This is a genomic window from Lysinibacillus sp. NPDC047702 (assembly GCF_050272555.1).
In the GTDB taxonomy this organism is placed as follows: Bacteria; Bacillota; Bacilli; order Bacillales_A; family Planococcaceae; genus Lysinibacillus.
In genome coordinates this window covers 1-13312 of the sequence record NZ_JBNNMG010000067.1, presented here as the reverse complement: position 1 = coordinate 13312, position 13312 = coordinate 1, and the positions used below count along the sequence as shown (strand labels likewise).

Genomic DNA, 13312 nt, shown 5'->3' with positions numbered 1-13312 from the left:
TGGAAAAGGTGTGGAAATATGCAGTCAAAGAACACTCTTTGTGTTTGTGGATCAGGGAAAAAGTTTAAAATGTGTTGCATGAATAAACAGATTATTGAAATTCAAGACTCACATTTTAATCCTCCCTATATAGATGCAGCAAGAAAAGAGTTACATCGTAATATTCATTCTCAATTATTTGAAAATATTCTTCAAGAACATCAAGGTATGGTTGGATTAAATTTACCAAGAGGGTTACGCTCGCTTGTTTTATACCGAATGCATCAAATACTCCAAGAATTGAAGGAAACTGTGCCGAATGATTCGAAAATCAAGGCTTACTTAGCTGAGATTTATTGGATTTTCTATAATGGTCAAAGAGATTATAAAGAAAGCATTCAAAAAATAGCTAAGCTGTCAGATACATTACAATTAATGATTGTTGAAAGTGAACATTTAAGTGACCAAGCAGTTGAAATTATCTATGAACAGACAGCTGGTGCTATTTTATTAGACTATGCATTTAAAACAGTTGATTACGGTGCATTTAAAGTACTTATTCAATTCTGTATTCAATTTTTACAACTTTCAGCACACCAGATTCCTGTATTTAATCATGTACGGTTATACGTAGGAACAGAGGATGAACTTGAAGATTTTGAGCTGTTGCAAACCAATTCAGTTTTTTCAAATATTTATTTTGAAATGATTGCAAGTGATATTGTCTATAATGAATTACAAATTGCAAAATTAAATTACATGGGCTTAAGTGATGATTCATTAAAAGCCATTGCAACGGCTATTGCTTCAGAAAAAACATTAAATACTAACCCCGAATATATTTCATATACGGGGATGTGTATGAGTTACTTTGGCGTTATAGAAGACGAACTACGAAGAATGGTATATAACAAGATGCCTAAGCTTCAAAACAAAAAAATTATGTGGGCAGAGTTAACAGGAATATTACCACAAATAAAGTTACCTATATTAGAACAAATGTACCCGCAATATATTGATCAAATGAAAAAATTTAATCCACTACGTAACTTAGCTGCACATGGGAAACGTATTTCTACAGAAGAGTTTTCTAATTTAAAAAAATTTTTATTTGAGGAGAACTTCTTAATATATCTATCTTGGCAAGTTAATGAAGAGGTTCCTACAAAAATGTTAGATAACCTTGTCGAAGGAACAATAGATGTTTTAAAAACTAGTATTACTGTTGACGAGACCACTTTAGTGAAGAGTGAACAAGAAAATAAGAAAGCACAGAACATAAAAAAGAAACAGGATCATGAAGCATTACTCAAACAATATGAAAACGAAATATTTACATTGTTTAAGTTCCCACAAAAAACTCTTACTATTTCTATTCATGATTTATTGAATGAAAAAGTAATTCATCAAATTATACAAACACATAATGATGCAGATATAGCACTGTTGGAATTAGCAAGGAATTTTGAAGATTTCGATTTGTTACGTGCATATTGTGCTTCGTTAAGTCGAGCAGGTTTGTATATAGCAAATCTGATTTTGGGTGAATGCCTAATTAATAAGGGCAATAAAGAAGAAATCCAAGAAGGAATTCGAATTTTAGAAAAGCTAGAAGCTACAGATAATACAACTGCAGTTAACTTTTTAATACTATATTACAGTCGTATCATGAAGGTAGAAACAGACGAGGACCAAACTTTACAAATTGAGAAAATAAAATATTATGCTAATCGTCATGTACAACTAGGGAATGAACTCGGATATGCATACCTAGCAGATATTTATCTTTATGAAGACAAATTTGAAAAAGCTTTAGAATATGCGCAAAAATCCCTAAAAACAAATGACCCTGTAGCGTATCAAACAATTGGAAAAATATTATTAGCTAGGGGGCACAATATAGACCAAGCTATTGATTATTTGAAAAAGTCACTAGCACAACAAGAATATTATTCTACAGCATTACTATTATGTGAGGCAGCTTTACATGATACGATACGAGACATTGAATTGGCTGAAAAATGCTTATATCTAGCGTTGGATTTATTTAAACCAGATGACTTCAAGGAAACAAAGACTCTTGCTATAAACTTTGAAGAATTGGCGGGGGCAATACAAAAATATAAAACAATAGATTCTTCTGCAATTCAAAAATTGAAGACAATCCAAGCAACTTATTTTCAAAATAATTAAGTAGACAAAAAAACTAGTCAATCGTACATCGTCCTACTGATGCTACGTCAGCACTACACTTTCGCGCTAAAAACATCTGTTGGTCTAAAGTCCCTGGCGGATGTCACAGATTTTGAAGAGGGGCTTTTCGAGCGAGCTCGAAAAAATCTGGAAGCAATTACGCTGGGGTGTAATTGATAGACCATCTCACGTGCTCAAAATCAACGTTTGAGCAGATCTATTTTATGCCCATGTCGGCACAAACGGGTCTGCTTTTTTGTGCTGGTCTACCAATTGGATGGTGAGTTCGTGTGGAAGAAATACTGGTATTTCATCAAGAACTACATTATAGAACTATTGTATAATTTTGGTTAACCAACATATGTGTTTAAAAGTATCAGATAGATTAATACGGATTAGGTGAAATTCTGTATAGTAAAGGAGAGCATGATGTACACAATTGGACAGGTAGCGAAATTTTTAGGCGTTTCAAGAGATACTTTAAAGTTTTATGAGGAAAAGGAGTTAGTAAAGCCAAAGCAAAATAGTGAAAACGGGTATAGAGAGTATAATCGTTTTGATATATATGATATAACAACTGTTAATTTCTATCGGGAAATGGATATTGAAATTAAAAAAATTCAAGAATTAAGAAAAGGCAAGAGCATTGAGGGCATACAATCACTATTCAAGGAGAAAATGCAGGAGGTTATTGAAGAAATCGAGTATAAAAAATTGCTAGTAAAAAAACTTCATATTGTTCAAGAAGATTGCGAAAAAGTTAAAAAATTCCTGGGCACATACACCATTAAAGAAATGAAGCCGATAGAGGTAAAGGGAGAAATTGAGCATCATACTGCATATGATAAATATGAAATTTTAAAGGGCTGCATAGATAATTTAAAACAAGCAGTGACACTTACCTCTTTAAGGAGGGTCATTCAATTCAATGAAGAGGGTATGCAAGAAGAGAAATTTATCATTGTAAGAAAAGTAGAGGACTTTGATACAGAAATAGCAGGTGAAATTCTATCCTATCCAAAATGTCTGTATACAGTTATTGAAGATGGAAGATGGTCAACTGGTGGAAAAAATACGGACCATAAAGTCGAGGCTAGTATAAAAAAAGCTGCCAAAGAAAATGACTATGAACTTTTGGGACTAGTGTATATAAATCAATTACTTACTACTTATGAAGATGGCTTAGAACGTGTCTTTTTAGAAATTTATGTACCTATTAAGTGAAGGTGATTTCCGTTCCAGACTACTAGAAATATCAATACTGAGTTAGGCGAGAGATTTTTTTGTCGAATACATTATGAAATCTTTGTTTTGAATCGGGGATTGCTGAATAGATGAGAATATGTGCACGATTGACTAATATTTATGCTGAATAGAAGGCTTTTTTTACTTAATAGAATGTCCATTACAGGCTTGTTAATATGAATGCTTCTTTCCTGTGGCAAGGTATCTGTATAAAAGCGTAGAGAAAGCAACAACTTATTATAAATGCTTCTGCCACAGAGCAATCATATGTATAGTTTCATTGACATAAGATCTTTTTCAAAACATGAACCATCCACCAACGATAATGGTAGATGGTTTTTTTTGTAGCTTTTAAGAATTATTAAAGCTATTTAAAGATTTAATAATTGAAGGTAATTCAGACAAATCATGAACGATGGCATCTGCTTCGACACTGTCCCAATGTATATCCTTTTTCCAAATGCCCTTCATCCCTACATTTTGAGCACCTTTGACATCATGCTCGGGATGATCTCCCATAAAAATGCATTCATGAGGGGAAACATCAAGCTTTTCTAAGGCTCTATTGAATATTTGAGGGTTTGGCTTTTTAATGCCTTCCCATTCAGATACAATTATCACATCAAAATACTTCTCAATCTCTAAAGCTCTCACATTATCCATCTGAAATTGTCCGTAACCATTCGTAACTATCCCTAAAACAAGATTGTCACCTTTCAATGCCTCTAACATGCTAATAAGATTAGGAAAGCCAACACAGTTATTTTTGAACTCATTTATCTTCATTCAGCAGAAGACTCCCATCTCTACAGGTGGAGAGATGAATGCGGTTTTGGTTCCTTTTCAGTGGGTGTTCAGACACCTACTGAATGAAGATAAAGCCTCTGGCGGATGTCACGGATTTTCAAAGGAATGAATTGTGCTGGCACAATTCAAAACCCGGACGCAATTACGCCAAGGCGAAATTGATTAATCTAGAAGAAGCTCTTCCCAGGTTATAGTGATAATAGAAAATTCATCAACTAATTGCTGGTATACTTTATCTTTCCAAACGTATCCTCGGTTATCTAATTGGATAAAACGTGATATATACCCTTCTTTTGAAATAGAATTTAATCGATTATGCAATCGGTCATATTGCTTTTCAATAAATTTTTTGACAGATTCATCTCTATCTAACAAAGTTCCATCTAAATCAAATAATGCAGCTTTAATCACCTATGACACTCTCCTAACGATAGTTGTTCTTAATACTATTAATACATAAAAATCCAGGTTTTAGCATCCTTTTTAAGTAACTATTTTATTTTTTAGACCTTTTCTATGTATTGACCTGTGGGTAACTCCTAGGTTTAAGCTGAAGGTATTCGTAATTTGATGCACGAAATACTTAGTTTGAAAGGGGAAAATTCATGAGTAAAGAAAAGAAATTAAAAAAACCAATAGCAAGTTTTATCCTACTAACCAATCTCATCTTCTTGCCACTTTTTTGTCTTGTGGGAGCCATTAAGTTATTAGGTTTGCCTGCATGGTTATTTGTTATAGTACATTGTATTTCATCATGGGCCTCAACCTTTGCATTTGCTATGCTTTTTAAGAAAATCTATCCTGGTCAGAGTTTTATACAATTTGTAAAAAATAAATTTAAACATAAAATTAAAGTTTCTGTGTTGCTTTCTGTAAGTACAATTCAAGCTCTTATCTTTTTGATGATAGTATTGATCGTCGTAAGCAAGAGTGAAGTAGACTCAATTTTCACTTTATCCTCATGGGGTATGCTGCTCTATTACTTTTTGAAAACACTACTGTCAGGACCATTAGGTGAAGAATTAGGATGGAGGGGCTTCGCGCTCATGGAGCTCCAAAAGAAGTATTCACCATTAAAAGCGTCTATCATCATAGGATTCTGGTGGGGGCTGTGGCATCTACCCATATGGTTTACTACAGGATTTATGGGTATTGATTTAATGAAGTATATTTTATTCTTTATGATTTCAATTATATCCACAACAATCCTCATGGCAACATTTTATAATTTAAATCAAAATTTAATTATTCCGATTATCATCCATCATAACTTTAATTTTTTTATTGGCATCATAAACGGAAATCTAAGCGATTTAATTCTGTATAACGCTATTTTTTATGGAATAGCCGCAATTTTAATCATCATTATCAATCCAAAGAAGGTGTTGGATGGTAGGCATGAGAGAAGCCTTCTTAATGGAAAGCATACTGTAATTTAGGTCAGAGGCTGTACAGCTATAACTAAAACCATCCTTAATGTGGGCACTGAAAAAGTTCATAACTTAAATTAGGTAGTTAAAGGTACGATTAAATCGGATATTTAACTGCTAGTAAAGGAGATAGAAAAAGACAACTTCTTGTTGAAATCGAACAAAAGGTTGTCTTTTTCTAAAGGTTTCATAAAAACTTTAAGGTTTTCAGTGCTTTCTGTCATGGTGGTAAGCCTTTTTAGAATTCCTTTTTATTTACAAAATAATTTATTTTATTTAATATTTAAGTTAACTAAAATATTAAGGTTGGTAAAGATGAATAATAAAATTAAGCAAATTATTGGTGACATTCATCATTATACATATGAAATGAATGTAAAATTAGCGAAAGCACAAGAAGCTCTATTTAAAGATGATTTATCGATGAAACAAACGATGGTACTTGATTTTGTACATAAGCATGCAAAGTGTACAATGGGCGAAATCGCTCATTATATGGAAATTACTCCGAGTGCAATCAGTCAAATTGTGACTCGACTTGAAAAAGAAAACTATCTTAAACGTGACATTAATCCAAATAATCGTCGGGAAGTGGTGGTAATGTTGGATGAATTCGGACATGCGTATTATCAACGTGATGAACAAATTAACGAGCTTATTATTAAGAAGATTTATAGCAAAATGCCTGTGGAAGATTTAGAACAACTACGTAACTTAATTCAGCGGTTGTATCAAATTACTGAGGAGGAAATATCAAATGGATTGGAATAAAGTAAAAGTACAACTTGAAAATACGTTTAATGGTACGGTGTTACTTGCACAAGACGAGAAAATTTTATTACAAGGTGCCTATGGCGAAGCTTCAATTCAAACACATGCATCTATGCATCTTCATCAACGTTTTAACTTAGCTTCTGTATCAAAGCCTATTACAGCATTAGGAATCTTACTTTTAATACAAGAAAAGAAAATAACATTCGATGATGATATTAACAAATGGTTCGATAATTTGCCCTACACAAATATAACAGTACGTCACTTATTACAACATACATCAGGTTTGCCTGATTATATGTCATTATTTCCGAATTGGGATGAAACAACAGTTGCCTCAAATGAAGACGTGTTGCAACTATTAACTCAATATGCACCACCTCGGCTCTTTGAAGCAGGGGAACGAATGGAATATAGCAACACGGGTTATGTCTTACTAGCTCTATTAATCGAGCGTGTGACCAATAAAAGTTTTACTGAATACATGGATGAAGCTATTTTTAAACCGTTAAATATGATGAATACAACTGTAACGTCTTCTACTTTTATCAAACAATATACGAATGAAATTGCACATGGTTATGTGTTTGATGTGTATGCAGGACAATATGTGGACCCATCAGAATTTGAAGAAACGAAAGGTACTACTTGTTTGAATTATATTACTGGCGATGGTGGGATCTATTCTACAGTAGAGGATTTATGGAAATTAGGGTGTGCAGTTATTCAGGCAAGGCTTTGGGAAGAAGCTTTACTTGAGCAAGCCTTTACTCCCTCATCTCTTACAGCAGAACAAACTTTTTCTTACGGTATGGGCTGGATTATAAACGAGGATGAACAACTTGGAAAATGTGTATGGCATAACGGTGGATGGCCAGGGTATGCAACTACATTTAAAATTTATCCGCAATCTAAGACGATCTTTGTATTTTTACGCAGTAAAGAGCAAGAAGTGGACTATGAATTAGCTGTCGGTGAAGCAATTGAAAAAGCACTTACGACTCATGAATTTCATTTACCGAAAAAACCTGTGCAATATAAAGCTGTGCATTTACTAGTCGATACTTTACAGGGCTATGAAGGTAAATACCAACTACAAGAACATCCCGAACATACAGTAGAAGTAGCCTTACAAGAAGATAATCGCTTGTATATTTTCCTACCATCTACAATGCCACTTGAGCTACATGCGATAAAAGAAGATGAATTTTTCTTACGTGGTATAGGTGTTCTAGTGACGATAAAGCAAAACAAACTAACTATTATCAGTGAAGGACAAACAACAATCGCTAATAAAATAAACGCACCAAAACTTAATGAAAATAACATATCTTTGTAATTACAAACTGTCTGAAAGAATTCATTTTACACAATGGGTTCTTTTTCTATTCCCTTTAATATTGTATACATCCATGTTGAAAGTAAAAAATCATTTTTCCGAGTAAAAATATACATAGATTGTACAACGGCTTTAAGTATTGAAATGACTTACTTTTTACAATAAACATTAATGTCTAGAAATTTATAAAAATACACTTGTGTTTATTTTTATAACGTGTTACTATTCGTGTATAAACTTTTATATGAATGTATAAACATACATATCTCATAGATTAATTGGAGGCGCATTTTTAATGGCAAATAAGAAAGTAGTATTAGCATACTCAGGTGGTCTTGATACTTCTGTAGCAATTCCGTGGTTAAAAGAACAAGGTTGGGACGTTATTGCAGTATGTCTTGACGTGGGTGAAGGGAAAGATCTTGAGTTTATTAAAAATAAAGCTCTTCAAGTAGGGGCAATTGAATCTTATATGGTAGATGCAAAGGATGAATTCGCTGAAGGTTATGCATTGATTTCATTACAAGCACATACTTGGTATGAACAAAAATATCCATTAGTATCAGCGCTTTCTCGTCCATTAATCTCGAAAAAGTTAGTGGAAATTGCCAACCAAGTGGGTGCGGACGCAGTAGCTCATGGTTGTACAGGAAAAGGAAACGACCAAGTTCGTTTCGAGGTTTCTATTAAAGCATTAAATCCAGATTTAGAGGTATTAGCACCTGTACGTGAATGGGGCTGGAGCCGTGATGAGGAAATCGAATATGCAATGAAACATAATGTGCCGATTCCTGCAACATTAGATTCACCTTTCTCAATTGACCAAAACTTATGGGGTCGTGCCAACGAAGCGGGAATCATGGAAGATCCATGGGTTTCACCGCCAGAAGAAGCTTACGGTTTAACTGTTTCTGTTGAAAATGCTCCAGATGAAGCAGAATATGTAGAAATCGAATTTGTGGCTGGTAAACCAGTTGCATTAAACGGAAAAGAAATGAAGCTTGCTGATTTAATTCAAGAACTAAACGCAGTAGCTGGTGCCCATGGTGTTGGTCGTATTGACCATGTAGAAAACCGTTTAGTGGGTATTAAATCTCGTGAAGTATATGAAATTCCTGGAGCAAAAGTGCTGTTAACGGCTCATAAAGAGCTTGAAGATTTAACACTTGTAAAAGAATTAGCACACTTCAAGCCAGTTATTGAGAAAAAACTATCTGAATTAATTTATGATGGTTTATGGTTCTCACCATTACGTGATGCACTTGAAGCATTCCTTGCACAATCACAACAGTATGTGAATGGTACAGTACGTGTGAAACTATACAAAGGTCATGCGATTGTAGAAGGACGTAAATCGCCAAATTCACTATACAGTGAAAAGCTAGCAACATACTCAAAAGAAGATCAATTCAACCACGCTTCAGCAGTAGGCTTTATCGAATTATGGGGTCTGCCAACAGTCGTGAACTCTTCTGTCAATAAAAAATAATTTTAACAAGCAAGGTGTAGTGTAGCAATGCGCTGTGCTACACCTTTTAACTTGCTTACAGCAATGTGCTCAAAACCGCTGAAAGAGTGAACTCAGGCTAAGAATTTTATAAAACGCCTGAGAGACCGACATCATGCTGCTGACGCTTTGCTATCGCGAGAAAAACGTTTGTTGGTCTAAAGCCTTCGGACGCAATTAGAAGCATAATTGATAAAGAAATAAAGGAAAAGGTGAGCTGTTATGACAAAACTTTGGGGCGGACGTTTCCAAAAATCAGCCGAAGCATGGGTGGATGAATTCGGCGCATCGATTGGCTTTGACCAACAGCTTGTTCTAGAAGACCTAGAAGGTAGCGTTGCACATGTTACGATGCTTGGTGCAACACGTATTTTACCAGCAGCTGACGTAGATGCTATTCTTGGTGGTCTTGCACAGCTAAAGGAAAAGGCAATTGCAGATGAGCTTGAATTTACTGTTGCTAATGAAGATATCCATTTAAATCTTGAAAAAATGCTGATTGACTTAATTGGTCCTGTTGGCGGGAAGCTTCACACAGGTCGTAGCCGAAATGATCAAGTAGCTACTGATATGCATATTTTCTTAAAGAAACGTGTAAATGAAGCCCTTGGATTAATTGAAACTTTCCAAAAAACATTACTTGAAAAAGCTGAGGAGCATGTAGAAACAATTGCTCCAGGCTATACACATCTACAACGTGCACAGCCAATTTCATTTGCACATCATTTAATGGCCTATTTCTGGATGCTAGAGCGCGACAAACAACGTTTCACAGAATCGATTAAGCGCATTGATATCCTACCTTTAGGGGCAGGTGCCATGGCTGGGACAACTTTCCCAATCGATCGATTAAAATCAGCAGAGCTTTTAGGCTTTAGTGAGGTTTATGCAAACTCCATGGATGCGGTAAGTGATCGTGATTTTATCGTTGAATTTTTAAGCAATTCATCATTATTAATGGCGCATTTATCACGCTTTGCAGAGGAAATTATTTTATGGTCAACAGATGAATTTAAATTTATCGAGTTGGATGATGCCTTTTCAACAGGTTCTTCCATTATGCCACAAAAGAAAAACCCTGATATGGCTGAGTTAATCCGTGGAAAAACAGGACGTGTTTATGGAAACCTAATGGGCTTACTAACAGTTCTAAAGGGCACGCCATTAACATACAACAAAGATATGCAGGAGGATAAAGAAGGTATGTTTGATACAGTTCATACCATTCTTGGCTCACTAAAAATCTTTGAAGGTATGATTCGCACGATGACTGTTAAGACAGAGCGCTTGCATCAGGCAGTACATGCTGACTTCTCCAATGCGACAGAGCTAGCAGATTACCTAGCAACAAAGGGTATGCCTTTCCGTGAGGCACATGAAGTAACTGGAAAGCTTGTGTTCACTTGTATTCAAAAGGGCATCTATTTATTAGATTTATCACTTGAAGACATGAAACAAGAAAGTGAACTAATTGAAGCAGATATTTACGATGTGTTAGCACCAGAAGCGGCAGTTCGACGTCGTCATTCTTTAGGTGGTACTGGCTTTGATCAGGTAAAAATTCAAATCGACAAAGCAAAGGCCTGCCTTACTTAAATCCAATTTTGCGTGCATGTCCCTGTGACTTTTGCATAGATATTCATTAAAGCTGTCCCGTGAGGCACTATGAAAAAAACTATTTCCTTTTTCAACGGAGCCAGAGGGTGAAGTGAAAAAGAGACCCTTACATATGTGAAGGACAATCCCCAATTCTGGAGACGCGGAATTGGGGTTTTTGTATAAGGAAATACAATGATTATCTTTTGGGGGGATTGGAAATGAAAGATCGTTTTAAAAAGGGGTTAGAAACAATTAAGCAATATGTTACGGAGCAAGAAGCAGACCAAATGATTGAATCAGATGCACTGGCTGATGTAGCACCAGATTTACGTAAAATGATTATTGAATTTGCCTACGGTGATGTCTATTCGCGTCCAGGACTAGATGCTAAAAGCCGAGCACTCGTTGTTATTACCGCAGTGGTAACACAAGGCGCTGCACCACAAACAAAAACACATATAAAACGTGGCTTACATGCTGGCTTAACACAGACAGAAATTGTGGAAGCCTTATTACAGCTAGTGCCTTATATTGGCTTCCCGCGTGTTCAAAATGCATTAACTATTGCACAACAAGTTTTTAAAGAAAAGGCTTAAAGCAACTTTTTTTCTACAATAAAATGTAGATTTCATGAATAAATAGTTCGTATGTTGCTCATATTAAGAACGGAAACACTTATTAATCTAATCTGATGAGGAGGATGTAGAATGAGTAGTCAAACACCCAAAGACCAGGAATCTCAGGAAAGTCCGCCACAACTGTATCAGGTGAGCTTCTAAAACTTAAGTAATAGGTGAGGCAGAAAATTCTGTTTTGCTGTAGCTTAAGATGAAGCAAAAAACAATACAGATAAAAATCAAATAGAAGCCATAAGTGTCCAAGGATCCAGAATTATTCTGGGTCCTTTTTTTATTGTATTTTGACTTTAATTAAAAACTGTATTACTCTATTGACAGATTTCTGTTTGGTGAAAAGTGATACAGATTGGAGGAATAAGATGCAAATACAATTAGATCCAAGCAGTGAATTGCAACTTTATAAACAATTAGCCAATCAATTAATTGAATTAATTGCTAAAGGAGAGCTCAAAAACGGTGATACATTACCATCTGTGCGTACTATGGCTACAGATTTAGGAATTAATGTTAGTACAGTGAGTAAGAGTTATCATGAACTTGAAGAAAAAGGCTTGATCGAATTAAAGCCGAAAGCGAAAGCCGTCATTATAGGCGGTCAAAAGCGGGAGCTGGAAGAAATAGAGGTTGAAGAAGTAGAAAATGCTTTAAAGCCTATAATGGCAGAAGCTTTTGCACGCGGACTAGAAAAAGAGCAAATGACAAGTTTGTTCCAGCGAATTTTAAAACAATGGAAGTAGGGATAATATGCTTTTACTATTAAGCATCTTTATCATAGTTGGGATATTGGGATCAATTACACCACATTTGACGAGAAAAACATCGGTGTTTGGTGTTTCCATTCCAGAGCCCTACGTACAGCACCCACAATTACGTTTATTTAAAATGCACTACAGCATGTTGGTAGGAAGCATAGCAGGAGTACTTGTTTTTGGCCAAGTTTTTTTACTGTTTATGCACATACAAGAAGAAAAATTAGGTTTATTAACCTTTATCCTACTTTACGTCACGCAACTTTTATCAGCTGGTCTCTATATGTTTTATCATATGAAAACTAAACACCTAAAAAAACAAAAAAATTGGGAAGCCCATGTAAAAACTGTTTATGTCACGGATCTTTCGGTAAGGGAAAAAAATGCAACGCTTTCATCTATATTTTTTACATTTCCTATTATTATGACATTAGCATTAATAACCTTTACATACATGAACTATGATTCCATCCCAGACACGTTTGCTACCCATTGGAATGCAGCGGGTGAAGTAGACGGTTGGACAGAAAAAACATGGATATCTGTTATTGAATTGCCGCTTATTTTACTAGGAATCCAAATTAGCTTTTTCATCATGAGTAGAGGTATGAAGAGTGCCAAAATACAATTGAGTGCCCAAGCGAAAGAAGCGTCTGTCAATAGAGAGCTAAAACAGCGTAAATATGGAAGCTGGTATTTCGTTGCAATTAATTTTAGTATGACCATTCTTCTAGTTGTCTTACATTACTCGACGGTGATTTTAAAAAATCAAGCAACTTCTTACTTTTTCCCACTTTTTATGATGTTTAATATCGTTTCATTTGGTGGACTAATATTCTTTATTTGGAAGTTAAGTAAAAGTAATGAACGCTTTGATGAATTACATACAAACGAAACTTCTGCAAGTGATGATCGATATTGGAAATTAGGCTTTTTACATAGTGTTGAAAAACTAATTGGTCAAGGGACTCTTTGTGAATACTACTAATTCAAATGAAGGTGATTTCCGTTCCAGGCTACTCGCTTTGCCGCTGACGCTTCGCTTTCGCGCA

Annotated in this window: 11 protein-coding genes and 1 pseudogene; 10 read left to right on the top strand and 2 right to left on the bottom strand. The window is 35.1% G+C overall.

Translation table 11 applies throughout. The features are described 5' to 3' along the window. Nucleotides 1–18: 18 nt before the first annotated feature. Together ACQKIM_RS22975 and ACQKIM_RS22970 are read left to right on the top strand one after the other, a co-directional pair. Complete coding sequence (locus ACQKIM_RS22975) at nucleotides 19–2172, top strand: SEC-C metal-binding domain-containing protein (protein ID WP_427548440.1); 2154 nt, start codon at nucleotides 19–21, stop codon at nucleotides 2170–2172. Nucleotides 2173–2601: 429 nt separating this feature from the next. Then, nucleotides 2602–3396, top strand: a complete 795-nt coding sequence (locus ACQKIM_RS22970) for a MerR family transcriptional regulator (RefSeq protein ID WP_427548438.1) — start codon at nucleotides 2602–2604, stop codon at nucleotides 3394–3396. Nucleotides 3397–3768: 372 nt separating this feature from the next. Here ACQKIM_RS22970 and ACQKIM_RS22965 read toward each other — a convergent pair. Together ACQKIM_RS22965 and ACQKIM_RS22960 are read right to left on the bottom strand one after the other, a co-directional pair. Then, nucleotides 3769–4197, bottom strand: a pseudogene (locus ACQKIM_RS22965) (HAD family hydrolase); the annotation flags it as partial. A 189-nt stretch (nucleotides 4198–4386) separates the two neighbouring features. After that, nucleotides 4387–4635, bottom strand: coding sequence for an HAD hydrolase-like protein (locus tag ACQKIM_RS22960; protein ID WP_427548436.1), 249 nt, complete (start codon nucleotides 4633–4635; stop codon nucleotides 4387–4389). A 194-nt stretch (nucleotides 4636–4829) separates the two neighbouring features. Between ACQKIM_RS22960 and ACQKIM_RS22955 the strand changes: the two genes are divergently transcribed. The 8 genes from ACQKIM_RS22955 (at nucleotide 4830) to ACQKIM_RS22920 (ending at nucleotide 13248) form a co-directional block, all read left to right on the top strand. Beyond that, nucleotides 4830–5663 carry a CPBP family intramembrane glutamic endopeptidase gene (locus tag ACQKIM_RS22955; RefSeq protein ID WP_427548434.1) on the top strand — a complete coding sequence of 278 codons (834 nt, stop codon included), beginning with the start codon at nucleotides 4830–4832 and terminating at the stop codon, nucleotides 5661–5663. Between the two features lie 306 nt (nucleotides 5664–5969). Further along, nucleotides 5970–6425, top strand: a complete 456-nt coding sequence (locus ACQKIM_RS22950; protein WP_427548432.1) for a MarR family winged helix-turn-helix transcriptional regulator — start codon at nucleotides 5970–5972, stop codon at nucleotides 6423–6425. Then, nucleotides 6412–7767: a serine hydrolase domain-containing protein gene (locus ACQKIM_RS22945; protein ID WP_427548430.1), complete on the top strand. Its 1356-nt coding sequence runs from the start codon at nucleotides 6412–6414 to the stop codon at nucleotides 7765–7767. Before ACQKIM_RS22950 ends, ACQKIM_RS22945 begins: the two co-directional genes overlap by 14 nt. A 295-nt stretch (nucleotides 7768–8062) precedes the next feature. Further along, complete coding sequence (locus ACQKIM_RS22940; RefSeq protein WP_427548428.1) at nucleotides 8063–9256, top strand: argininosuccinate synthase; 1194 nt, start codon at nucleotides 8063–8065, stop codon at nucleotides 9254–9256. 240 nt (nucleotides 9257–9496) lie between these two features. Beyond that, complete coding sequence (gene argH, locus ACQKIM_RS22935) at nucleotides 9497–10870, top strand: argininosuccinate lyase (RefSeq protein ID WP_427548426.1); 1374 nt, start codon at nucleotides 9497–9499, stop codon at nucleotides 10868–10870. 221 nt (nucleotides 10871–11091) lie between these two features. Further along, nucleotides 11092–11469, top strand: a complete 378-nt coding sequence (locus ACQKIM_RS22930; protein WP_427548424.1) for a carboxymuconolactone decarboxylase family protein — start codon at nucleotides 11092–11094, stop codon at nucleotides 11467–11469. Between the two features lie 401 nt (nucleotides 11470–11870). Continuing rightward, nucleotides 11871–12248: a GntR family transcriptional regulator gene (locus tag ACQKIM_RS22925; RefSeq protein ID WP_427548423.1), complete on the top strand. Its 378-nt coding sequence runs from the start codon at nucleotides 11871–11873 to the stop codon at nucleotides 12246–12248. Between the two features lie 7 nt (nucleotides 12249–12255). Next, complete coding sequence (locus ACQKIM_RS22920; RefSeq protein ID WP_427548421.1) at nucleotides 12256–13248, top strand: DUF1648 domain-containing protein; 993 nt, start codon at nucleotides 12256–12258, stop codon at nucleotides 13246–13248. The last annotated feature ends 64 nt before the right edge of the window (nucleotides 13249–13312 follow it).